Raw genomic sequence first — 23,561 nt, forward strand, 5'->3', positions numbered from 1 at the left:
CGCCGCCGGATGCTCGTTCTCGGTCTCGAGGGCACCGCCTGGTGTGCGAGCGCGGCGGTGTACCACACCGAGACGGACACCGTTTTACAGGAGTCGGACGCCTACGTCCCCGACAGCGGCGGTATCCATCCCCGCGAGGCGGCCGAACACGTCGCCGACGCGATTCCGACAGTGGTCGGCCGCGTGCTCGACCGGCTGGCGGAGCGCGAGTGGACCGCCGACGCGGGGTCCGGCGAGGGAACCGCACCGCCGATCGACGCCGTCGCGTTCTCCCGCGGGCCTGGGCTCGGCCCGTGTCTCCGCGCCGTCGGCACCGCGGCCCGAACCCTCGCCGGACGCTGGGACGTCCCGCTAGTCGGGGTCAACCACATGGTCGCCCACCTGGAAATCGGCCGGCATCAGTCGGGGTTCGATTCGCCGGTGTGTCTGAACGCCTCGGGAGCCAACGCTCACCTGCTGGGCTACCGCGACGGCCGGTATCGGGTGCTCGGCGAAACGATGGACACCGGCGTCGGCAACGCGATCGACAAGTTTACCCGGCACGTGGGATGGTCCCACCCGGGCGGACCGAAGGTCGAGCAAGCCGCAACGGACGGCTCCTACGTCGACCTCCCGTACGTTGTCAAGGGGATGGACTTCTCGTTTTCGGGCATCATGTCCGCCGCGAAGGCCGAATACGACGACGGAACGCCCGTCGAGGACGTCTGTTACTCCCTACAGGAAACCGTCTTCGCCATGCTAACGGAGGTTTCAGAGCGGGCGCTGTCGCTTACGGGCAGCGACGAACTCGTGTTGGGCGGCGGTGTCGGACAGAACGCCCGGCTTCGGGAGATGCTCGCAGAAATGTGTGACGCCCGGGGCGCGGGTTTTTCCGTCCCGGAACCGCGGTTCCTGCGGGACAACGCCGGGATGATCGCGGTGCTAGGGGCGAAGATGTACCGCGCCGGCGACACGATCCCGATCGCCGAGTCGTCGGTCGACCCCAACTTCCGGCCCGACCAGGTGCCGGTGACGTGGCGAAGTCGAGAAGAGAGCGTCGCCGTCGTTGATCCCGAAACGCGGCTTCGGGGCGCGGAGGCGATCGTCGAGATCGAGGGGGATCGCGTCGTAAAACGCCGGGTTGGGAAGTCCTACCGCCACCCGAAACTCGACGAGACGCTCCGGACGACTCGCACCAGGAGTGAGGCACGTCTCACAAGCGATGCGCGGCGGGTGGGCGTCCCCACGCCGCTCGTGTACGACGTCGACGTCCCGGAGGCGACGCTCACGCTCCAGTTCGTCGGCGACGCCGACCTCGCGGAACGGCTCGATCCCGAACGCTGTCGACAGGTCGGAGAGCACCTCGCGCGGCTCCACGGCGCCGGGTTCGTCCACGGCGACCCGACCCCACGGAACGTCCGCGTCGACGACGAGCGAACCTACCTCATCGACTTCGGGCTCGGCTACTACACGGATCACGTCGAGGACTACGCGATGGATCTCCACGTCTTCGAGGGCAGCGTCGCCGGCACCGCTTCCGACGCGTCTGTCCACCTGGAGGCGTTCGAGGGGGGCTACCTCGACGGCGGCGAACAGCGGGTGATCGACCGGCTCCGAACCGTCGAGGGTCGGGGACGATACCAGGTCGACGAGGAACCGTAGCTCCCTGTCCCGAGTTGGGTATCCGATCCGCGGTTTTGCTGTCGGTCACTCGAAGTATGGTCCGACGTAGCGAGGAACCCGACGCCGGAGGAGGGCGTACACGATTCCGACGAACAGCGCGCCCACGAGGAGTTCCCTGATCGGCGTGCCGTACAGGAGTAGCCCGGGGGCTGCAACCCCCGCAGACAGCGCCAGGTCTTCCGGGGAACCGTCGTATCTGATCCACCGCTTCGGCGTCAGCCATCGACCGGTGAGGTGGACGTAGACGCCTTCGGTCGATTTTCCCTCCCACGGCCGGAGCTCGTCTCCACCCCCAAACCAGTCGAGCACGGAGTGAACAGCCGCTGAGAGGAAGAAAAGCGCCGCAGAGACGGTCTCCGGACCGGGAACGATCGTTGCGACCCCGAGGGCCGGAACGGCGACGACCCAGTAGAGGACCGGAAAGTGGAGCGTTTTCCGGTGTTTTCCGGAGAACAGATCCAGGTCGGGAACGATCCCCCCGGCGATCCCGGCGAGCGCGCCGACGACCGCGAGCTCCGGTGCGACCGCGAGGAGCGGCAACGCGAGCGCCGCGCCGACGGCGACGTGGGTCGGGGCCATCACGGCCGAACAGAGCTCCCGGAGGGGCTGGTCGTCCCGCCCTCCTCGTCCGGTTCGAGCATCGGGGTGCCGTCGGCGTTCGGGCCGAGCGTCGGTCCGTGCGGCGGATCGTCGGGATCGATCGCGCGGCGCGCCCGGTAGTCGGTGGAGCGCTCGACGGGCGTCCGACCGACCGAGGAGATCAACTCGACGTAGTCGGCGACCGTCCGATACTGGCCGAACTCCCCACCAGCCCGTCGGGTGATCTCCTCCGAGAGGATCGTCCCCATGAAGTCGTTCGCTCCGCAGGACAGCGTTTTCAGTGCCTTCTCGTCGCCGTATTTCACCCACGACGTCTGGATGTTGTCGACGTTGTCGAGGAACAGCCTGGAGACGGCGATCAGGAGCTCGTCCTCGGCGTCGCTGGGGCCGCCCTCGACGATCCCCTGGCGGTACAGTTGGGTTCGCTCGTGGACGAACGACAGCGGGACGAACTCCGTGATCCCGCCCTTGCGGTCCTGGAACTCCCGGATCCGCTGGAGGTGGAGTGCGCGGTGCTTCTCGTTTTCCACGTGGCCGTACATCATCGTCGCCGTCACGTCGAGCCCGGCGTCGACGGCGCCCGCCATCGCGTCGAACCATCCCCGGGTGTCGATCTTTCCGGGACAGATGACCTCCCGGACCTCGTCGACGAGGATCTCCGCGGCGGTCCCCGGGACGGAATCGAGCCCCGCCTCCGAGAGGGTGTCGTACACCTCCCGGTACGACCAGTCGGTCCCACGCCGGGCGTGGGAGGCCTCCTCGGGCGTCATCGAGTGGACGTGGACGCCGTCGACGGACATCGCCCGGAGCTGTCCGACATACGTCCCGGGGTCGGTGTCGTACCGTTCGGGCGGTTTGTAGTTGACCTCGCGTGCGGGGTCGTCGAATCCCGAAAGGATCTCGCGGTGCGTTTCGTTCAGCGCGAACGCGGGGTGTAGCCCGGAGACGGAACACACCTCGTAGATCCCCCGGTCGACGGCGTCGGCGACGATCTCCCGGGATTCTGTGGGCGTCTTCGTGAAGCCGGGATGGTCGACGTCCGACCCCGTCTCGAAGGCGTGAGCGGTGTCCCTGAAGTTACAGAACAGGCAGTTCGTGTTGCAGGCGGTGGTGACGTTGTTGTTGAGGTTGGCGACGAACGTCACCTCCTCGCCGACGGTCTCCCGTCTGCGGGCGTCGGCCGCCTGGAGCACTTGTTCCTTGCGCGCCGAATCGATGCCGTCAACGTCGGTCCCTGTCGAGAGGAGTTCGACGGCGTCGTCGACGTCGAGTCGGTTCCCGTCTCTCGCTTTCGCGAGGGCGTTCTCGAACGACTGGTCGGTCTCGGGGACGTGTTCGAACGCGACGTTCCCCGCGGTCGACCGGCCGGCGTCCGAGCGAGTCATGGGACTGGATGATCGCCGGACGGATAAAAACGCGACGGCATCGGCCCCGGTATCGAACTACTCGGGTGCGATTCCGCCGTCGGTTCTCGTGAGCAGATACAGCACGAACGACGAGAGCCAGTGTGATCCGGCGTAATCATCGGTGAAGGCGCCGTCGAGGCCGGCTTTTGTGTGTTCCCACGCGCTCTCCTCGAACAACGTCACGTACGGGTGATCTCCACTGGCCTCCAGTGTCGACGCGATCCCGGCCAGACACCACGCCTTCGAGACGTTCAGCCCGACCAGGTGGAGCGCAACTCCCTCGTCGGGATCGGAATCGACGCGAACCGGGTCGAGGATCGAATCGAACGGAGCCTCGGTCAGATCGGGGAAGAACTCCACCAGCCACGCCGCGAACGGATCTGGGTCGTACACCCGATACATCAGATCCGCCTCCGTGAGGGCGGGGGAGACGAAATCCCAGCCGAGCGGCTCGTATTCGACGGGATAGTCGCGATCGTCGCCGAAGAACTCCCGTGCGGTCTCTTCGGCCTCCGACTCCAGAGAGTCGTCTCCGATGACCCGCGCGTAATCGACGACGCCCGCGAGCGCGAACGCGGTGTTCCCGTGGGTTCCGACCCTGAAGGGACGGTCCTGTGTGAGAAACTCCGACCGGACGAGCTCCCGGATCGTCGCTTCCAGCGGTTCGAGTGCCGATCGCCACTCGTCTGCCGTCGGTTCGTCCCACAGCCGCAGCTCGGCGGCGAGCCGGAGGAGCCACGCCCAACCGTACGGCTTCTCGAAGGACGGGTTCTCCTCGAACGTCTCGACCTCCGTCCGAACGTTTTCCGGAGTGAGACGTCGATCGATCGTCTCGCGGATCTTCGACTCTCTTGGATGCTCCTCGAACAGCCGTAGCTGACGTATCAGCGCCCAGTGGCTGTGGACCGCCGAATGCCAGTCGTAACAGCCGAAAAACACCGGATGGTTCTCCCGGGGACGGACGACATCGTCCGGAGAGTCGACCGAGCGAACGTAGTGGGGAAACTCCGTCTCGACGGACTCCAGCGGGTGTTGGGAAAGCCGCTCGGCCAGCTCCGGCGTGATCCAGTCGCTTTTGCCTCGGACGATCTCGTCGTCGTCGACAGCGTCGAACGGATACATTGCCCCAGTGTTCCGTCCGTGACTGTAAGTATCCGACGAGGGTGTGGTACTACCACACGCGGTCGGTGATCCGGGCGTCTCCCGAACATATCCTTTTTAACGACACCTTCCATAACGCAGTCCATGGTTGACCCATTGGCGCTGGGACTCGCTACCACGATCGTCCTCGTGGTGGTCGTCTTGCACTTCGCGCGCGGGACCGAGTGGGAGTCGGCCGAAGACATCACCGATCAACTCCTCGAACGTCGAGCCCGGACCGTTCCCGAGACCGATTTCCCCGAGCCGATGAACCGCTCGATCGGCGGCGGTGCCTCGGCGGCGGCCGCCGGCGCTGTCGCCGGCGGCGAGGGGGCGGCCGGCGAAGCCGAACTCGAGGGCGAGGCCGCCGAGGAAACGAGCCCGAGTGAGATCCCCGACGACGAGGTCGAGTACTTCGACGTCGAGTTCCTCAAGGAGGGCAAGACAGTCGAGGTCGCGAACAACGAAACGCTGCTCGAGGCCGGCGAGGACGAGGGATGGGACATGCCGTACGCCTGCAGACAGGGACAGTGCGTCTCGTGTGCCGGCCGGATCGCGGACGGCCCGTCCGAAGAGTACGTCGTCCACGACAACCAGCAGATGCTCGAGGCGGCCGAACTGGAGGAGGGGTACACGCTCACGTGCGTGGCGTACCCCAGAGAGGAGTTCTCCCTGGAGACGAACGAGGCGCCCTGATCGATCGTCGCGTCGACTTCTCGACAGACGTCGTCGCCGTCAGTTGGCTCGATATCGTTTGTGTGCTTCGACGACGAGGATGACGACTGGCGCGATCACGAAGATGAGTAGCCACGTTTGCAGTCGGATCGGTTCGACCCCGAGGAGGAACTGGGTCGGACCGAAGTACAGCGCGCCGACGTGGATCGCGAGTGCGAGGGCCGTCCCGACCAGCAAAAGCGGGTTCGAAAACGGACTCTTCTCGAGGATCGACCGGGTTTCCGAGCGACATTCACCGACGAACATCGCCATCGAAACCACCATGGTCGTGAGGGCGGCCGACTGGGCGTATCCGAGCGTCGCTCCCCCCGAGAGCACCCACCAGAACACGCCGACGGCGAGAACCGCGAGTACGACACCCACCAGGATCGTTCGTTCCAGAAGTGTCTGCGACAACAGTCCTGCGTTTGGATCGTACGGCGGCCGGGTGAACTGCTCTGGCTCTCCGGGTTCGAACGCGAGCGCGACGTCCTGGATCCCGTTGTTGACCACGTTGAGCCACAGCGCCTGAGCGGGCAACAGCAGCAACGGGAACGCGCCGATCGGCTCCCTCGGGAGGAGGCCGCCGATCGCGAGCCCGAACGCCGCCAGGATCGCGAGCACCAGCCCGACGCCGGTCGCAAGCAGGAAACTCGTGGCCTTTCTGATGTTCGAAAACACAGTTCGTCCCTCCTCGACGGCGGCGTACACCGTCGCGAAGTTGTCGTCGGTGAGCACCATCTCGCTGGCCTCTTTGGCGACGTCGGTGCCGCTTATCCCCATCGCCGCGCCGATGTGAGCCGCCTTCAGTGCGGGCGCATCGTTGACGCCGTCTCCGGTTACCGCGACCGTTTCCCCCTCGGCCTGCAACAGCGTGACGACCCGGAGTTTCTGAGTCGGACTGATCCGCGCCAGGACTGCCGTCTCGCGCAGCCGTTCGGTCAACTCGGCGTCGGAAAGCTCCGCGAGCTCCGTGCCGGTGAGCACCGTGTCGGCGTCGAGACCCACTTCCCGGGCGATCGCGCGGGCGGTGTCGGCGTGATCGCCGGTGACCATCAGGACGCGGATCCCCGCCCGGTTGCACGACTCGATCGCCTCCCGCACGCCCGGCCGCGGTGGGTCGACCATTCCAACGAGGCCGAGAAACGACACCCCATCAGGGTCGCTGTCGCCCGTGACGTCGCCGTCGGCCCGAGCCATCGCCAGCACCCGGAGTCCGTCGTTCGCGAGTTCGGTCGCCGCCGTGAGGATCTCCGATTCGTCGAGCCGCGCATCCGCCGTCTCACCGTCGACGTACCGGTCGTCACACAGCTCGAGGATCCGTTCGGGGGCCCCCTTGAAGTACGTCCGGACGCCGTCGTCGAACCGGTGTGCGGCCGCGGCGTAGCGCCGGTCCGACTCGAACGGGAGCTGACCGACTTGCGGGTGAGAATCCAACAGCTCGCGACGGTCGAGACCGACCCGCAGACCGGCCGAAAGCAGCGCCGTCTCCGTCGGGTCGCCGACGGGCGTTGTGCCGTCGTCCGTCTCCTCGATCCGGGCCTCGTTGGCGAGTGTGCCGGCCAGCACCGTCTCCGCGAGGAGTCGCTCGTGATCGATGTCGACCCCCGTCCCGTCGCGGCTGAACGCAGGTGCCTCGCCGCCACCCTGTGGGTGTTTTCCCGAGCCGGACTCCAACAGGTAACTTCCCTCCGGGGTCCACACGCGCCGGACGGTCATTCGGTTTTGGGTGATGGTTCCCGTCTTGTCCGAGACGATGACGCTACAGGAGCCGAGCGTCTCGACTGCAGGAAGCCGTCGGATGATCGCGTTTCGGCCGGCCATCCGCCGTGCGCTGACGGCGAGTGCGACCGTCATGACGACGGGCAACCCCTCCGGGATCGCCGACACGGCGATCGCGACCGCAAGCAGGAACACGGCGCCGACGGCAATCCCCTGTTGGAGGCCGATCAGGAACACAAGGAGCCCGGCGGCGAGGACGGCGACGGCGATCGCGTTCCCGAACCGGTGCATCCGCTGTTGCAGGGGGGTGACCGCCCGTTCTGTGCGGCGCATCTCGCCGGCGATCCGTCCGATCTGGGTGTCCAGTCCGGTGGCGACGACCACCCCCGTGGCCCGGCCGGAGACCACCGACGTCCCCATGTACGCCAGATTCGTTCTGTCGGCCACGGTGGCCTCCGACTCGACCGGTTCGGTTCCCCTCGAGACCGGAACGGACTCGCCGGTCAACACCGAGTTGTCGATCCGGAGGTCGGTCGCCTCGAGCAATCGCACGTCCGCAGGCACCAGATCGCCCGACTCGAGGGTGACGATGTCGCCCGGGACCAGCTGTGCGCTGTCGATTTCCCGGAGGCGCCCGTCACGGAGCGTCGTTGCCTTCGGGGAGACGAGCTTCGAGAGCGCGGCCATGGCGTTCTCGGCCCGGTACTCCTGGGTGAATCCGATCGCGGCGTTTATTACGAGCACGGCTGCGATCACGACGGCGTCGGTGTAATGGTCGATCGCGACGGTAACGAGAAACGCGGCCACGAGCACGTAGATCAGGGGGCTTTTGAACTGGTGCAGGAAGATCCGCACGGGGCTCACGACGTCGGCAGTCTCGATCTCGTTGGGGCCGTGGGTCTCGAGTCGACGGTCGGCCGCCTCGCTTTCGAGCCCATCTCGATCAGTGTCCAGTTCCGCGAGCACCGCCTCGCGGTCGGCCGCGTGCCAGTCGACGTCCGCCATTACGATCGTCCGTGACGTCGACCGGAGTCATCAAAAAACGACCGCCGGGATGGATCATCACACGGGGATTGCTCTGACAGGTGCTCTGCCGTCACGTCGTGTCTCGCTTCCGTTGTCCGTGTCGTTTCCGGATCCGGACTGCGTCGATCGACCGGAGGAACGCGTGGACCGCAAGCACGGAACCGAACGCGATCGTTCCGAGCTTGCCCCCGGAGCCCCCGAGATACGGCGTCGTGTACACGACTGCGAGTCCCACGAACGCGCCGGCGAGACCGATCCACCCGAGATGAGGGATACGTCGAGGATCTGTCATCCCCGCAAAGGAGGCCGAAAAGACCGCGGCAGCCAGCAGATCGCCTGAGGAACCGAACAGGAAGGGCAGCCCAGCTCCACCCACAACACCGACCAGGCCGGAGGCGAGCACCGGCGTCACCGGCAGCTCCCGATGGAGCCAGAACGTCACTGTGGCCGCGACGGTGGCGAATCCGACACCGAGCACCAGCGTTTCGAGAGCCGGGAGCGGACCACTGAGAAACCTCCCCGAGGTGGCAGCAACGGTCGCCAGCACACCCACGAACGCGGTCGTCCCGAGCTTTCCCCCGATGCCGTGATACACCGGCTGGGCAGCCAGAAACACGGCACTTGCCACCGCTCCGGCGACCAGCGCGTGCCAGTACGTGGAAAAAAGGGCGGGTGAAGTCATTCCCACGAACGCTCCACAGTACACCGGGACCGCATAGCCAGGGAGCAGCACGGCGGCGACGACACCGACGACTGCGGCGGCGACGATCGGCGAGAGACCCGGCTCGACGGCGAGCCCGAGTGTGACGACAGTTCCACCGAGGATGGCAAGGACGCTCCGCTCGGCACGAGCCAGGCCGACCGGAATCTGGTCGGCAACGGTTCCGAGGACGGTCCACTCGTATCGCGCGGCGGTGAGGATTCCCACCGTGGCAACGAACAGGAGCGCGCCGCCGATCGGTGAGCCGGCATCGACCACGGCGCCGGCGATGCCGAGTCCGAAAAGTACCGCTGCCACGATCGAAAGCACGCCTAGTCCGCAGATTCCGCCGAGCAAGGTCGCCTCGCGGAGCCGCCGTTCCGGATCGCTCACGCGTTCGGAAACGTCACGCACCGGGAAAAACTGTCTTGTCCCGTCCGGACGTGCGATCGATATGGAACTGGAGACCGTCCATATCGACCTCGACACGGAGACGCCGACGGTCGTGCTCCACGAGGAAGACGCCCTGGAACTGGGAATCCATCCGATGGATCGTGTCCAGCTCCGCCACGACGGTGGAACCGCCACCGGCGTCGTGAAGGTCACGACCGGGCTCGTCGCGATCGGGCAGATCGGCGTCACACATCCCCTCACCCATCTCCCGGAGCGTGTCGTCGTCCAGCCGGCGCCCCAGCCCCAGTCGTTGCGATACATCCGGCGCAAGCTCCAGGACGTCGAACTCGACCGCTCGGAGATCCGCACGATCGTCCAGGACCTCTACCACGATCGGCTCACCGACGTCGAACTGTCGGCGTACATCGCCGGCGTGTACGCCAACGGCATGTCATTGGGAGAGACGATCCACATGACCGAGTCGATGGCTGGCGTTGGAGATCGGATCGAGTGGGGGGAGCCGGTGGTCGCGGACAAACACAGCATCGGCGGCGTCCCGGGCAACCGCACGACCCCGATCGTCGTGGCGATCGTCGCCGCCGCAGGGGTGAAGATCCCGAAAACCTCTTCGCGGGGAATCACGTCGCCGGCGGGGACCGCCGACACGATGGAGGTGTTCTGCGACGTCGAACTGAACGCAGACGAGATCCGGCGGGTCGTCGGAGAGACGAACGGCTGTCTCGTCTGGGGTGGGGCGATCGAGCTGTCGCCCGTCGACGACCGCATCATCCGGGTCGAAACCCCACTGTCGCTCGACCCCGAGGGACAGGTGATCGCGTCGGTGCTCTCGAAGAAACGGAGCGCGGGCTCGAGCCACGTGGTGATCGACATCCCGTACGGTGAAGCCGCGAAGGTCACGAGCCACACCGAGGCACGGAAACTGGCCAGGGACTTCAAACGCGTCGGCGAGCGGCTCGACATGCGGATCCGGTGTGCGATCACCAGGGGCGACGGCCCGATCGGACGGGGGATCGGTCCCGCACACGAAGCACGGGACGTCCTCGAAGTACTCCAGGGGGCCGGCCCGCCGGATCTGCGATCGAAAGGCGTCCGGCTCGCCTCGATTCTTTTGGCCGAGTGTGACGTCGACGCCGACGCCGAAGAGATCCTCGAGTCGGGGCGAGCCCTCGAGACTTTTCGATCGATCGTCGGTGCCCAGGGCGGCGATCCGGACGTCTCGGTCGAGGACATCCGCGTCGGGAAACACACGCGGACGCTCACCGCCGGCCGCGACGGCGTGGTCGCCCACGTCGACAACTCGGTGGTGAGCGAACTCGCCAGGCGTGCCGGTGCGCCGAAGGACAGGGCGGCGGGGCTGCAGATGCACACCGGCGTGGGAAAGGACATTGCCTCCGGCGACCCGATGGTGACGATTTACGCGGACTCGGAGCCGAAACTCGAGGACGCGATCGCGCTCTCCGAACGGGCGGACGTGCTCAGAATACTACATCCCGAGGAAACGCTGATCGAACAGCTGTGAGGCGCCGGGTGGGGATCTCAGCTATCGGCCGGGGGCGTCCCCGGCGCTGCCGGGGGTCAGACCGCTTACGACCTCGCCGAGACGGTCGGTCCCGCCGTCGACGAACGACTGGATGGCGCCGAGGACGTCCCCGACGAAGTCGGGAACCGGCGCGGGGAGGTCAGCGGGCGGTCCCTGGGCGAGCACCGACGCGGCGTCGGCCGTGAACTGTGCGATCGTGAGCGGATCTAGTTCGATCATTGCAACTGTCCGTCCGAGCCAGGGAAACAAAAGGGGTGAAGACGCCGAACCCGAATCGCCCCCAATTTCCCCGAATTAAGCCCCGTTAACCGTCCGACTGCGGTGGATCGTGGGATACTCGGTTCAGATCGCCGCGAACCCGTCGAAGACGAGCCGAACGCCGATAACCGCGAGCAAACCGAGGACGATCCCGCGCCGCCGCGCTTCGCTCACTCGGTCGCGAAACCCGGCACCGATCCGAACACCCGCAACGGCGGGAACGACAGCACCGATGGATCCGGCGACGAACGCGAGATCCGGATACAGCCCGAGGGCCCCCGCGGCCGCGACCCTGACGCCGTTGAGGCCGAGAAACACCATCGCCACGACGCCCACGAACAGTCCATGGGAGAGGTCACAGCTGCGAACGTACGCCACCAGCTGGACGCCGACGTTGGTGGCGCCGAACAGCACGCCGGAGACTCCGCCGACGCCGGCCATCGCCGCCGGCGTCTCGACGAAACAGCCGTCCCGAACCCGACCCAATCCGGGGATGGTGATTCTCCGCTGTGCGGTCGCGACGAACCCGAGCGAGACGAGCCCCAGCCCCACCCGCAACGGCGCTTCCGGGAGCCGTTCGAGCAGGATCAGTCCGGCGATCGTGCCCAGCAATGCCGCGCCCAACAGCGGCCCGAACCGTCGGCCGCACGTCCGGAGCTGTTTTCCGGAGAGCTCCCCCACCAGCGAGAGGTTCACCGCAAAGATCGGCAGGATCATGAACACGACGGCCGCCGCCGGATCGACCATCGTCGCCAGCGCCATCGTCCCGACGACTGCGAAGCCGAACCCGGCGACGCCGTTTACCGCACCGGCGACGGCGGCCACCGCTGCGACGGCGAGGAGGAGTTCGGGGGTGAACGCGATCGACACGCCGGCTGTACTCCGGAGACCTAGTTAAGTGGTCGCCGGATTGGCGCCTCGGCGGCACGAACGTCCTGGCAGGGAACGTTTCGTGTAACCGGATTGCACAACCGCGCCACCGTCATCGTCCGTAGCCCCGTGTATTGTACTATGGTAACACGGTACAGGTCAAGACGCTCCATTCTCGCGGCCGTCGCCGGCACGAGTCTCCTCGCCGGCTGTACCAGTACTGCCCGGCCGGCGACCGGCGGGACGGGCCCGGGGAGTGACCGGGCAGAGGGCACTGGGAACGACGTTCCTGCCGACTTCGAGCCCGTTTACGTCGGCGACGATCCACCCGGTGGGGAACCGTCGAAGGCACCCCCGTTCGGCGATCGCGTGCTCCCTTTGCCCCTCTCGCCGGCGGAGTTGCGCAGTCGCGCCACCGACGGCGGCCCGCCGAAGGACGGGATCCCATCGATCGACGACCCCGAGTTTCTCGAGGTGGGAGACGCCGAAACGCCCGATGACGACGCGATTGTACTCGGGATGGTCGGCGACGACGAGGCGAAGGCGTATCCGCGACGGGTACTCGTCCAGCACGAGATCGTCAACGACACACTCGACGGGGTCCCGGTCGCCGTGACGTACTGTCCGCTCACCGGCACCGCGCTCGGGTTCGAACGCGGCGACACCGAGTTCGGCGTCTCCGGGATGTTGATCAACAACAATCTGATCATGTACGACCGGGAACTGGAGCGCTGGTGGCCACAGATCCCGGCGGTTTCGATTCCCGGCCCCTGGCACGACACGCCGGGTGGTGCGACGCTTCGCGAGTTCGACGTCGTCCGGACGAGGTGGGGTGCCTGGCGGGATCGGCATCCGGACACGGTCGTGCTCTCGGAGGCGACGGGCTTTGCCCGAAACTACGGCCGCGATCCGTACGGCGCGCGCGGCTACTACCAGAACGACAATACGATCTTCGGGAACCTCCACGAGAGCGATCGGTATCACTCGAAGCGGTGGGTGTACGGCATCCGGGCCGAGGAGGGGGCGACAGCGTTCCTGGCGGATTCGGTCCGCGAATCCGGCGTCGTCCACGGCGCTGTTGGAGACGTTCCACACGTCGCCGTCTACGACCCCGGACTGGACACGGCGATCGTCTACCGGAATCCGGACGGGGAGACGTTCGAATTCGACGGCGGGGCAGTTCGGGACGAAAACCGGGACGAGTATCCCCCTAACGATCTCCCCCTCCAGCCGGCGCTCTCGTTCGACGCGTTCTGGTTCGGGTGGTTCGCGTACTATCCCCAAACCGCCGTCTACGAGTGATCGAACCGATGAAGACCCTCCGACAGGCCGGCACTGCACTCCGGTTGACGTTTCGTAACCGGGGCGCCCGAGGCGTGATCGGTGTCACGACCGTCGCGTATCTCCTCGGATACCTCTACGCGATCGAAACACTCCAGGCGGGCGACGGTCGGTTCGGGGTCGTCGTCGCGAGCGAGCCGACCGTTCAGCTGTTCCGCCGGACGTTCGGGACGTTCACCTACGAGCCGGTGGCGCTGTTCCGGCTCGGTGTCGTCACCTACCAGTTCTCGCTCAACACCGTCCTCGGACTGGCGCTGGCCTCGCTGGTGGGGCTCAACCTGGGAGTGTCGTATCTCGCCTGGCGCCAGCCCGCCGCCTGCGGGATCGGCTCCCGATCGGCGGGCGCGCTCGCCGGGATCCCGGCGCTTCTGTCTGGGTCGGCGTGCTGTGCTCCCGTCGTCGTCATCCTGTTGGGCGTCCAGTTGACCGGCGGACTCCTGCTCGCGTTCGAACTCCTGGTTCCGATCGCAGTCCTACTGCTCGTGGGTACATTGCTGTTGATCGCCCGGCAGATCGATCCCGAACGCGCGGGGGCGGTGCACTAGCCGACGCCGAGCGATGCACGAAGCAGATAAACGGTCGGGTCGAAGCCGACACGCCTTTTTCATCGACGTACGATCGAACGGTATGGATCCGAAGCAGGAGCTGTCGAGCATCGACCTCGCAGCCCTCGTCACCGAACTGCACCGCTACGAGGGTGCGAAGGTCGACAAGGCGTATCTGTACGGCGACGATCTGCTCCGTCTGAAGCTTCGGGACTTCGATCGCGGGCGCGTCGAACTCCTCGCCGAGGTCGGCGACGTAAAGCGCGTACACGTCTCCGATCCCGAACGCGTTCCGGACGCGCCCGGTCGGCCGCCCAACTTCGCGAAGATGCTGCGCAACCGGATCGCCGGGGCGGATCTGACCGGGGTCGACCAGTACGAGTTCGACCGCATTCTCGTCTTCGAGTTCGAACGCGAGGATGCGGACACCACCCTCGTCGTAGAGCTGTTCGGCGAGGGCAACGTCGCCGTCCTCGACGAAAACGGCGAGGTGATCGGCTCGCTGGAGACGCTCCGGCTCAAATCCCGAACGGTCGCGCCGGGCGCCCAGTACGAGTTCCCGTCCTCCCGGCTCAACCCCCTGACGGTGGGCTTCGATCACTTTTCCCGACGGATGGACGAGTCCGACAGCGACGTGGTCCGCACGCTCGCGACACAGCTCAACCTCGGCGGCCTCTACGCCGAGGAGGTGTGCGCCCGGGCTGGGATCGAGAAGACGACGCCCATAACGGAGGCCGACGAACAGCTGTACCGGGCGGTGTACGACGCGCTGTCACAGCTCCGAGAGCGGCTGTCGTCCGGCGAGTTCGATCCACGGGTGTACCTCGAGGCAGCCGACGACGGAGACGGACGCGTCGTCGACGTGACGCCGTTCCCGCTCACGGAGCGGGAGTCACAGTCCCTGCAAAGCGAGACGTACGACTCCTTCAACGCCGCCCTCGACAGCTACTTCCATCGGCTGGAACTCGCGGATGGAGACGAGGCCGACGCCGGCGACGAGGGTCCAAAACTCGAGGAAGAGATCGCCCGCAAGCGACGGATTATCGACCAGCAAGAGGGTGCGATCGAGGGGTTCGAGGAGGACGCGAATCGGGAGCGGCGGCGCGCGGAACTGCTGTATGAAAACTACGACCTCGTCGACGAGGTGCTCTCGACGGTCCAGTCTGCCCGCGAGGAGGGAGTTCCGTGGGAGACGATCGAAGAGAAGTTCTCGACGGGTGCCGACCGGGGGATTCCGGCGGCCGAGGCCGTCGTCGACGTCGACGGCAGCGAGGGAACCGTGACGCTCGAACTCGAAGGGGAGCGTGTCACCGTCGAGGCGGACGTCGGTGTCGAGCGCAACGCCGACCTGCTGTACCAGGAGGCAAAGCGGATCGAAGGGAAAAAGGAGGGCGCCCTCGAGGCGATCCAGGAGACGCGCGAGGAGCTCGAACGTCTCGAAGAGCGCAAAACGCGGCGCGAACGCGGGGAGCTGGAGGCCGACGATCGGGACGGACCCGACGGAGAGGAGGGTGACAAAGAGGATCGCTCTCCCGACTGGCTCGCGCGGTCGTCAATCCCGATCCGGGAGTCCGAGGAGTGGTACGAGCGGTTCCGGTGGTTCCACACCAGCGACGGGTTCCTCGTGATCGGTGGGCGAAAGGCCGACCAGAACGAGGAGCTCGTCAAGAAATACATGGAGTCGAACGATCGCTTCTTCCACGCACAGGCCCATGGCGGTCCGGTGACGGTTCTCAAAGCGACCGGGCCGAGCGAACGCTCCCGGGAGGTCGAGTTCCCGGAGACGAGCCTCGAGGAGGCGGCACGGTTTGCAGTCTCCTACTCTTCGGTCTGGAAGGACGGCCGCGGTGCGGGGGACGCGTACGCGGTCTCGCCCGAACAGGTGTCGAAGACCCCCGAAAGCGGCGAGTACCTCGAAAAGGGCGGGTTCGTGATCCGGGGGGATCGGACGTACTACCGCGACGTGCCCGCCGAAATAGCGGTCGGCGTGCAGGTCGAACCGCAGTCGCGGGTGCTCGGCGGCCCGCCGAGCGCGATCGAACCCCGGACGGCAACGATCATCCGTCTCCGTCCGGGCAAATACGCGCAGAACGACGCCGCGATGCTGTGTTACCGGGAGTTCAAGGACCGGTTCACCGATCAATCGTTCGTCCGCAAGGTCGCCAGCGCCGACCGGATCCAGGAGTTCCTTCCACCCGGAGGAAGTCAACTCGAGATGTGAGTTCCGGCCGAAAACCCCGAGGTAACTTATATAGGTTAAATAAACAGCCTAATCGTTAATCCGAGAAGCCAGTATACTAGGTGACGAGGGAATTTCCGATGGTAACTGTCGAAGTCGATCAAGACCTGTGTATTGGCGATGAAATCTGTGCCTCGACCGTGCCGGACGTCTTCGAGATGGACGACATGGACGGGCTCGCGCACGTCGTCGACGGCATGGAGGAGCTCGACGAGGAATCGCTCATCGAGATGGCCCGGGAGGCCGAGCAGGCCTGTCCGGTCGACGCGATCACCGTCTCCGAGTAACGTCGCACGCTGAGGAAACGCGCTGATTCTGTGTCGGATTTTTTGTCCCCGCTCCGGCCTTCCCATCCTCTCGCGCTGTCTGTGTGAATGATTCACAGGCACCTGATTGTCAGTTCCGACCGGTCGACGGTGATCGCCTGATTCCGCGCGGTTCCGACAGCCCCGACCGGTCGACCCTTTTATACTCCGCCCCCGAAAGTGTACCGTATGCTCCGGGACGCGCTGGCGGTGCTTCCCCGTTCCGACGACGGGATCGGGACGGCGATCGTCGGCGGAGTGCTGCTGTTCCTGACCGTCGTCTTCGTTCCGCTGTGGCTCGGGTTGCTGGTCGTCACACCGCTTGCCGTTCTCCTGGCGCCGATCGCGCTCGCGCCGGCGCTTGTCCTGCGCGGCTACTACGTGCGGGTGATACAAAGCGGGCTCGCGGGGGACACGAGCGTTCCATCGTTCGTCGGGTGGGGCGGGCTCTATCGGGCCGGCGTCGCCAGCGTGCTGCTTTCGATCGTATTGCTCCTTCCGGCAGTTCTCCTCGTCGCGCTCGGCGCCGCGGCAGGTGCGGTCATCCAGCTCGGGCGGGTCGACCTCGGCGGGATGGCAGAACCCGTCTACGCGGTCTCGATCGGGTTCGTCGCCGTGCTCCTGATCGGCTACCTGCTCGCGTTCCTGTACGTCCGTCCGGCCGCGCTCGCCTGCTTTGCGGCTACCGGACGGCTCGCGGCCGGACTGTCGCCTCGGCGGAACCTCCGCGTGGCTTTCTCCGGCGGATTCGCCACGGGCTGGTTGGTCGCGATGTTCGTCACGCTGGCCGGGCTGGTCCTCGTCGGACCGTTCCTGGCCGTCCTCGTTGGGTTCCCGCTTTTGTTCGTCGTCCGGGTGGTCGCGCACAACCTGTACGGGCGTGGGGCGAGCGAGACGCTGGATTGTACGGCTGCAAGCGACGCGAGCGGGGAGCCGGTCGCCGTCGACGCGGCGGAGGAAGCCGATCCGGTCGCCGCAGAGACGCACGGGGAACTTCCCTCCGAACCGACCCCAGACGTCCAGGTGGGACGACGGGTTCCGCTCACTGCAAGCGACGTGCTCTCGCGTGCTGCGTCGCGGGAGGGTGAGTCGATTTCGGACGAGTCGTCCGACACAGCCGGGTCCCGGGCGGCGGGTGACGATTCCGGATCGTTCGAGTGGGCTGACGTCGACGAGGAGTGAAAAACCGATGCGGTTTTCGGGTCATTATTTAAATAGTCGGCTAAAGAACCAACAGGTATGTTCGGAGACGCGATTTCGTATCCACGGACGAACGACGACTGGCTCCCGACGATCGCGATCGGTGGGATCCTGTTGATTCTCCAGTTCCTGTTGATTCCGATCATCCTCGTGCAGGGTTATTACGTCCGCGTGCTCCGCGGCGTATCCAGTGGAGAATCGACGGCCCCGTCGTTCACGGACTGGGGCGACCTCTTCGTGGACGGGCTCAAACTCTTCGTCGTCGGGCTCGGCTACGGGCTGTTGATCGGGATCCCAGTGCTCGTGCTCTCGGCGATCGGTGGCGGCGCCGGCGCTGCCATCGGCGAAGGGGCTGGCGCGGTAATCGGGCTGATCGTGGGCCTGATCGCGCTCGGCTACGCGATCGTCGTCTCGTACGTCGTCCCCGCGGCGGTCACCAACTTCGCAGTCGAGGATTCGATCGGTGCTGCCTTCGAGTTCGGCACGCTCCGTGAGATCGTGACGACCGCCGAGTACGCCCGCGGGATCCTGTTCGGGGTTTTCGTCGCGATCGTGGGCGGGCTCGTCGGAAGCCTCCTCAGCTTCCTGCTCATCGGGATCTTCGTCCTGTTTTACGTCCAGATTGCCGTCTACTACTGCTTCGCCCAGGGGTACGCCGACGGACGGGACGCCGCTGGGCTTCCCCGTCCCGCCTAACGGAGAGTCGCCGTGAAGGGATCGAAACGGAAGGGTTGTTAGCCGGGGTATCGAATCCAGTTTCATGCGCATCGTCCAGCGCGGCCATGGGGAAGAGGGCCGCGAACGAATCACAGTCGTGCCCGAGACGGTCGACGACCTGTGGCACCTCTCGCACGTCCTCGAACCAGGGGACCTCGTCGAGGGTGACACGACCCGCCGCATCCAGCGCGACGAGGAGAACCTCCGGGACACCGGCGGCCAGCGGGAACACCTGCACGTCACCATCGAACTCGAGGACGTGGAGTTCGCCAGGTTCGCAAACAGGCTCCGGGTCGGGGGAGTCATCGTGGGCTGCTCTCGGGAGGACCAGCTCGGCCACCACCACACGCTCAACGTCGAGGAGCACGACGAGATCACCGTCGAGAAGGTCTTCAAACCCGACCAGATCGACCGGCTCGAGGAGGCGGAAGGTGCCGCAGAGAACCCCGAGGTCGCCATCGCGACCGTCGAGGAGGGGGCCGCTTCGATCCACACCGTCCAGCAGTACGGCACTGAAGAGTACGCATCGATTACGCGACCGACGGGCAAAGGCGAGTACGCGAGGCCGCGCGCGGAGCTGTTCTCCGAACTCGGGGAGGCGCTGTCGCATCTGGATCCCGACGCGATCATCCTCGCCGGACCGGGATTCACGAAGGGTGACGCCCACAAGTACGTCGACGAGAACTATCCGGAGCTCTCCGACCGCATTTCGGTGGTCGACACCGCGAGCGTCGGCGACCGCGGCGTCCACGAGGTGCTCAAGCGGGGCGCGGTCGAGGAGGTCCAGACGGAGACCCGGATCGCCCGCGAGGCCGAACTGATCGACGAGCTCACCGAGCGGATCGCGGAGGGGGAGAAAGCCTCCTACGGCCCCGAGGCGGTGGCCGAGGCGGCGGAGTTCGGCGCGGTCGAAACGCTGCTCGTGCTCGACGAGCGGCTCAGAACCGAACGACACGGCGAGGGCGACTGGGAAATCGACGCCGACGAGGTCATCGAGCGGGCCGAACAGCAAGGGGGCGAGGTCGTCGTGTTCTCCTCGGAGTTCGCCCCCGGCGAACAGCTGAAGAACCTCGGCGGGATCGCCGCTCTGCTCAGATACCGACTCCAATGACCGACGCGGATCTGCCCGACGATCCGTCCTCGAAAGCGACGGGGGAACGCTCCTCGTTCGTCTCGCGGTCGGCCGACCGGCTCACCTACTGGGCCGATATGCTGTTTTTCGCGGGCGTCGAGTTCTCGGTGCTGTCGACGCCAGCATTCTTGCCGGTGTTTCTCGCCCAGACGACGTTTCCCGACACGGTCCCGCTGGCGGGGTTGAGCGCGATCGCGTTTGGAGTGCTCTCGATTGCGATCTTCCGGAGCCGACAGGTCGACGTCGGGAAGTGGCCCCGGCGCGGGGAGCTCTCGTCGGTGCCGTTCCGAGTCGTCTACTTCTCGGCGGTGTTCGCGATCGCGACGCTCGGGGTCGCGTCCGTCGCCGTCTCTGCGTTCGACACCGCCGGGTCGTTCCTCTTCGCGATGGTGGCCGGTGGCGTCGTCGAGGTAGCGGGGATGGCGGCCTTCCCCAGGGCCTACCGGACGCTGTACGGGACTCCGACGACCAACCCGACCGAACGGGTTTGAGGCGGGTCGAACTGTCCTGCTGTGTGCCGGACGGACCTCCGAATCGGCTACTTCCCGGTGAGCGCCTCGCTTGCGGGTGCGAAATCGATCTCGGTGCCGCGTCCGGCCTCCCGGGCACGCCGGTACAGCAGATACGCCCCGGCGGTCGTTTCGATCCCGGTCCCGCCGGAGTCGAACACCGTCACCTCATCGGGGTCCGTGCGGCCGGGTTCGACCCCGGCGACGATCTCCCCGAGTTCGGCGTGGACGTGGTCTTCGTCGATCAGTTTCGCTTCCAGTGCCGCCAGAAACGAACCGGCGTCCTGGGTCGCCCGATCCCGGAGGTCGGGGACGTATTTCGCCCGCGCGATCGTCTCCGGCTCGAGTTCGGTTTTGCCGGGCGTGTACTGCCCCATCGCCGTCACGTGGGTGCCAGGTTCGACGTCGGCGTCGGCAATCACCGGTTCGGAGGCGTTCGTCGCCGTGACGACGACGTCGGCCCCATCGAGGGCCGCAGCTGCCGACTCGACTGGCTCGACAGCCGGATCGACGAGGTCGTCCGTCTCTGCGGCGAACGCTTCCCGGTTGTCCGGCGTCGGCGAGTACACCCGGACGTGCTCGAACTCCCGGACCGTCACCGTCGCCTTTAGTTGACCACGCGCCTGCGCACCCGAGCCGATGATCGCCAGGTCGGTGGCGTCCTCGCGGGCGAGCGCGTCGACACCGACAGCGCCGGCTGCGCCGGTCTTGAAGGGGTTCATCGACGCCCCGTCGACGATCGCGAGCGGCTCCCCTGTTTCGGCGTCGAAAAGCGGCGTGACGAACCAGGCGTCGCCCGCCCCGAACCCGGCCGAGTACATGTACCCGCCCATGGCTCCCGTCTCAGGCAACACGGCAGCGTACCCGGTGAACATCCCAGGCGGATTCTCCGCTACGAGTTTCGTCCGCGGTTCGGCGGGGGCCCCGTTGCCGCGCTGTCGATACGCCTCCCGCACCGCGTCGACGTACTCTGCCGGCGTTGCGAGATCGGCCACCTCGTCGCTTCGAAGGAACAGCGCTTCGGTCATATCCGGGGTTGTGGTTCCGGGGGTCAAAACGTGTTCGGCCGATTCGACTGATCGAATCGGACCCGGAAGTCAGTCCGCCTGCGGCGGGCCGCCCTCGCCTCTGGTCGCGGCCGATCGTGCCGACCGCCGGACTGGGGAGTGGTTCGGACGTTCGATGGTCGGAGCCGCGACGAAGAGGGCGTGGAGCATAAAGAACAGGGAGGGCAGGGCACCGACGAACACGGCGGCCGACAACGGCAACCCGTACGCGCCGAGGATCCCGGTGATTCCGATCAGCGATACGGGGATGAGGCCGAGAACGTGGTCGTAGTACCCAGTCATAATCCACTCCATACTATGTAAAATTAGTATATAAAATTTCCCCGTGACTAATCAATGACCATTCAAACACCATTCCATGGTAACTGTATAACTTATTATTTTTATTCTCTGCGATCGGCGTATTCTGGGCTGCTATGAACGTTTGACGAACTACTGTGTTCACACCTAACGTGATTTATTCTACGGTAATAATAAGCCGTTTCGAGACGCTGTGGATCCGGGAATCCACACTGGTTGCTCGGGGTACTCGCTGCAGAGCGTGCCGCCATCGAACAGTTAAACAGTTCGCCGACGAGAGTGACCAGTAGTGAACCGCAACGACAGAGCGATCACCGCACTCGTGATGATCGCCCACGCGATGGTCCACACCTACGAGATGGCGTTTCCGATCTTCGTGACCATCTGGTTGCTGGAGTTCGAGACGCTGTCGCTCGGCTTCACGTCGGTTGCAGTCAACGAGGCGACGCTGGGGGTCGTGTTGACGATCGGCTACGGGCTGTTCGGCCTCGGGGCGCTTCCGGGGGGCGTGCTGGTCGACCGTATCGGCTCCCGCCAGCTTATCACCGCCTGTCTCGCCGGGATGGGCGGTTCGTACCTCCTCTTGGGGCTGTCTCCGAGCCTGCTCGCCGTCGCCGCGGCGATCGTCCTGTGGGGCGTCGCCGCGAGCGTCTATCACCCGGCGGGGCTTTCGCTCATCTCGAAGGGAGTCCACGAGCGGGGAACCGGCTTCGCGTACCACGGGATCGCCGGCAACCTCGGGATCGGGCTGGGACCGCTCGTGGCCGCGATACTGCTGTTGCTGTTCGACTGGCGGAGTGTGGCGCTTGCGCTTTCGATCCCCGCGTTGCTCGCGGCGGTGTTCGCCCACCGCGCGCGGTTCGACCCGGAGGCCGCCGTAACGCGTCCGGACGAGACTACCCCCGACGCGACGGCCGGCGACGCGGCCACAGACGGGGGATCGAAGGCCGAAAGCGGCGTCCAGTCGTTCTCGGAGTTTCTGACCGAATCGAAGCGTCTGTTCGCGGGGAGCTTCGTCTTCGTGTTCCTGATCGTGATGTTCTCGGGGCTCTACTACCGGGGCGTGTTGACGTTCCTGCCGGAGCTGCTTCGGGCACTGCCCGGCTTCGAGGCCATTCCGATCGCGGACCTGCTGCCCGGCACGGTCGCGGATCTTCTCGGGGTGGATCCCGCGGACGGCGAGACGCTCGAACCGAGCGATTACTTCTACGCCGGGCTGTTGATGATCGGAGTCGTCGGACAGTACATCGGCGGGAAACTCACCGATCGGTTCCCCGTCGAATACGGCATCGCTGGCGCGTTCGGGATACTCGCGGTGCTCGCGGTGACGTTCCCGATCGTCTCGGGGATGGGTCTGGGCCCGCTTGCCGTCTTCGGTGTGTTCCTGGGCGTGTTCCTGTTCGTCGTCCAGCCGCTGTACCAGGCGACGGTCGCCGAGTACACTCCGCCGGGGACGCGGGGGCTCTCGTACGGCTACACGTATCTGGGTGTGTTCGGCGTCGGATCGCTCGGCGCAGCCGTGGCCGGAACCGTACTCGCGTACGCCGACTCGACGGCGCTTTTCTTCGTGCTGGCGGCGTTTGCGACGTCGGCGTCGCTACTGGGGCTGTATCTGGCCCGGTCGAGATAACTGGTCCTACCGGTCGGACTACCCGAACAGTTTGAAGTAGAGATATCGCCAGCCACCGAGGAACAGTGCGCCGCCGCCGAGCATGATGGCCGCGAACGTGACGGCGAACCCGCCGGCGAAAAGCGGCGAGGCACGCAGCGCCATCCCGAGGACCGCCGCGAGGATCCAGGATCTGACGGCGAGCGGGATCGACGATTTGGCGGACTCGCCCGCGCCGGGAGAGTAGGCACCCACCAGCGGGGCGACGGCGACCCATCCGATAATGAAGGGTGCGACGATACCCGCCCACACCAGCGGGTTCTCGGCGAGGTAGTCGCCGGGGTTGTGTTGCAGGGCGCCGATCGTGAGAAAAACGAGCAGGAACACGATGTCGCCGACTGCGATCGGTACCGTTCCGGGATCGATCCGCTCTTCGAGGAACGACGCAACGTCCATATCCGGAGTTTACGCTCGGACATAAAGACTTGACTGGATTGAGGCCGTCCCGGCGTTCGGTGGTCGTCCGTCGGTATCGCAGGACCGAC

22 protein-coding genes are annotated in these 23,561 nt (G+C 66.0%); 12 read left to right on the top strand and 10 right to left on the bottom strand.

Annotation, left to right across the window (positions count from 1 at the left end):
* Positions 1-9: 9 nt before the first annotated feature.
* Positions 10-1,641: a bifunctional N(6)-L-threonylcarbamoyladenine synthase/serine/threonine protein kinase gene (locus AArcCO_RS09760; RefSeq protein ID WP_259533242.1), complete on the top strand. Its 1,632-nt coding sequence runs from the start codon at positions 10-12 to the stop codon at positions 1,639-1,641.
* Positions 1,642-1,686: 45 nt separating this feature from the next.
* On the opposite strand, the gene AArcCO_RS09765 is transcribed toward AArcCO_RS09760, so the two are convergent.
* From AArcCO_RS09765 to AArcCO_RS09775, 3 genes are read right to left on the bottom strand one after another with little or no spacing between them, the layout of a single operon-like run.
* Positions 1,687-2,241 carry a metal-dependent hydrolase gene (locus AArcCO_RS09765; protein WP_259533243.1) on the bottom strand — a complete coding sequence of 185 codons (555 nt, stop codon included), beginning with the start codon at positions 2,239-2,241 and terminating at the stop codon, positions 1,687-1,689.
* Positions 2,241-3,647 carry a 7,8-didemethyl-8-hydroxy-5-deazariboflavin synthase subunit CofH gene (cofH, locus tag AArcCO_RS09770; protein WP_259533244.1) on the bottom strand — a complete coding sequence of 469 codons (1,407 nt, stop codon included), beginning with the start codon at positions 3,645-3,647 and terminating at the stop codon, positions 2,241-2,243. The genes AArcCO_RS09765 and cofH overlap by 1 nt, the downstream gene beginning before the upstream one ends.
* A 57-nt stretch (positions 3,648-3,704) precedes the next feature.
* Entirely contained in the window at positions 3,705-4,790 is a 1,086-nt protein-coding gene (locus tag AArcCO_RS09775) for a DUF2891 domain-containing protein (protein WP_259533245.1), read from the bottom strand.
* A gap of 123 nt (positions 4,791-4,913) precedes the next feature.
* On the opposite strand from AArcCO_RS09775, the gene AArcCO_RS09780 reads away from it, so the two are divergent.
* A complete protein-coding gene (locus tag AArcCO_RS09780; RefSeq protein WP_259533246.1) occupies positions 4,914-5,504 on the top strand; it encodes a 2Fe-2S iron-sulfur cluster-binding protein in 591 nt (196 codons plus the stop codon).
* A 39-nt stretch (positions 5,505-5,543) separates the two neighbouring features.
* Here AArcCO_RS09780 and AArcCO_RS09785 read toward each other — a convergent pair whose 3' ends face one another.
* Positions 5,544-8,249, bottom strand: coding sequence for a cation-translocating P-type ATPase (locus AArcCO_RS09785; RefSeq protein ID WP_259533247.1), 2,706 nt, complete (start codon positions 8,247-8,249; stop codon positions 5,544-5,546).
* A 91-nt stretch (positions 8,250-8,340) separates the two neighbouring features.
* Positions 8,341-9,363 carry a hypothetical protein gene (locus AArcCO_RS09790; RefSeq protein WP_259533248.1) on the bottom strand — a complete coding sequence of 341 codons (1,023 nt, stop codon included), beginning with the start codon at positions 9,361-9,363 and terminating at the stop codon, positions 8,341-8,343.
* Between the two features lie 61 nt (positions 9,364-9,424).
* On the opposite strand from AArcCO_RS09790, the gene AArcCO_RS09795 reads away from it, so the two are divergent.
* Positions 9,425-10,903 (top strand): AMP phosphorylase, encoded by a 1,479-nt coding sequence (locus AArcCO_RS09795; protein WP_259533249.1) that lies wholly within the window; start codon positions 9,425-9,427, stop codon positions 10,901-10,903.
* A 21-nt stretch (positions 10,904-10,924) separates the two neighbouring features.
* Here the strand turns inward: AArcCO_RS09795 and AArcCO_RS09800 are convergent, their stop codons facing one another.
* Positions 10,925-11,143: a hypothetical protein gene (locus AArcCO_RS09800; protein WP_259533250.1), complete on the bottom strand. Its 219-nt coding sequence runs from the start codon at positions 11,141-11,143 to the stop codon at positions 10,925-10,927.
* 123 nt (positions 11,144-11,266) lie between these two features.
* Complete coding sequence (locus AArcCO_RS09805) at positions 11,267-12,052, bottom strand: sulfite exporter TauE/SafE family protein (RefSeq protein ID WP_259533251.1); 786 nt, start codon at positions 12,050-12,052, stop codon at positions 11,267-11,269.
* A gap of 141 nt (positions 12,053-12,193) precedes the next feature.
* Here AArcCO_RS09805 and AArcCO_RS09810 point away from each other — a divergent pair, with 141 nt between their 5' ends.
* The 8 genes from AArcCO_RS09810 (at position 12,194) to AArcCO_RS09845 (ending at position 20,022) form a co-directional block, all read left to right on the top strand.
* Positions 12,194-13,354, top strand: a complete 1,161-nt coding sequence (locus tag AArcCO_RS09810; RefSeq protein ID WP_259533252.1) for a DUF3179 domain-containing protein — start codon at positions 12,194-12,196, stop codon at positions 13,352-13,354.
* Between the two features lie 8 nt (positions 13,355-13,362).
* Positions 13,363-13,938 carry a hypothetical protein gene (locus tag AArcCO_RS09815; RefSeq protein WP_259533253.1) on the top strand — a complete coding sequence of 192 codons (576 nt, stop codon included), beginning with the start codon at positions 13,363-13,365 and terminating at the stop codon, positions 13,936-13,938.
* Positions 13,939-14,020: 82 nt separating this feature from the next.
* Positions 14,021-16,159, top strand: a complete 2,139-nt coding sequence (rqcH, locus tag AArcCO_RS09820; protein WP_259533254.1) for a ribosome rescue protein RqcH — start codon at positions 14,021-14,023, stop codon at positions 16,157-16,159.
* Positions 16,160-16,257: 98 nt separating this feature from the next.
* Positions 16,258-16,464 carry a ferredoxin gene (locus AArcCO_RS09825; RefSeq protein ID WP_259533255.1) on the top strand — a complete coding sequence of 69 codons (207 nt, stop codon included), beginning with the start codon at positions 16,258-16,260 and terminating at the stop codon, positions 16,462-16,464.
* Between the two features lie 207 nt (positions 16,465-16,671).
* Positions 16,672-17,664 carry a DUF4013 domain-containing protein gene (locus AArcCO_RS09830; protein WP_259533256.1) on the top strand — a complete coding sequence of 331 codons (993 nt, stop codon included), beginning with the start codon at positions 16,672-16,674 and terminating at the stop codon, positions 17,662-17,664.
* Between the two features lie 57 nt (positions 17,665-17,721).
* A complete protein-coding gene (locus AArcCO_RS09835) occupies positions 17,722-18,378 on the top strand; it encodes a DUF4013 domain-containing protein (protein ID WP_259533257.1) in 657 nt (218 codons plus the stop codon).
* Between the two features lie 64 nt (positions 18,379-18,442).
* Positions 18,443-19,510 carry an mRNA surveillance protein pelota gene (locus AArcCO_RS09840; RefSeq protein WP_259533258.1) on the top strand — a complete coding sequence of 356 codons (1,068 nt, stop codon included), beginning with the start codon at positions 18,443-18,445 and terminating at the stop codon, positions 19,508-19,510.
* Positions 19,507-20,022: a DUF8215 family protein gene (locus tag AArcCO_RS09845; protein ID WP_259533259.1), complete on the top strand. Its 516-nt coding sequence runs from the start codon at positions 19,507-19,509 to the stop codon at positions 20,020-20,022. Before AArcCO_RS09840 ends, AArcCO_RS09845 begins: the two co-directional genes overlap by 4 nt.
* 47 nt (positions 20,023-20,069) lie before the next feature.
* On the opposite strand, the gene AArcCO_RS09850 is transcribed toward AArcCO_RS09845, so the two are convergent.
* A complete protein-coding gene (locus tag AArcCO_RS09850; RefSeq protein WP_259533260.1) occupies positions 20,070-21,068 on the bottom strand; it encodes an ornithine cyclodeaminase family protein in 999 nt (332 codons plus the stop codon).
* Between the two features lie 69 nt (positions 21,069-21,137).
* Entirely contained in the window at positions 21,138-21,389 is a 252-nt protein-coding gene (locus tag AArcCO_RS09855) for a DUF8015 family protein (RefSeq protein WP_259533261.1), read from the bottom strand.
* Between the two features lie 343 nt (positions 21,390-21,732).
* Here AArcCO_RS09855 and AArcCO_RS09860 point away from each other — a divergent pair, with 343 nt between their 5' ends.
* Entirely contained in the window at positions 21,733-23,037 is a 1,305-nt protein-coding gene (locus tag AArcCO_RS09860) for an MFS transporter (RefSeq protein WP_259536422.1), read from the top strand.
* Between the two features lie 18 nt (positions 23,038-23,055).
* On the opposite strand, the gene AArcCO_RS09865 is transcribed toward AArcCO_RS09860, so the two are convergent.
* Positions 23,056-23,472 carry a DUF3054 domain-containing protein gene (locus tag AArcCO_RS09865; RefSeq protein WP_259533262.1) on the bottom strand — a complete coding sequence of 139 codons (417 nt, stop codon included), beginning with the start codon at positions 23,470-23,472 and terminating at the stop codon, positions 23,056-23,058.
* Positions 23,473-23,561 lie beyond the last annotated feature (89 nt).

The sequence above is a fragment of the Halalkaliarchaeum sp. AArc-CO genome, from assembly GCF_024972735.1.
GTDB lineage: Archaea > Halobacteriota > Halobacteria > Halobacteriales > Haloferacaceae > Halalkaliarchaeum.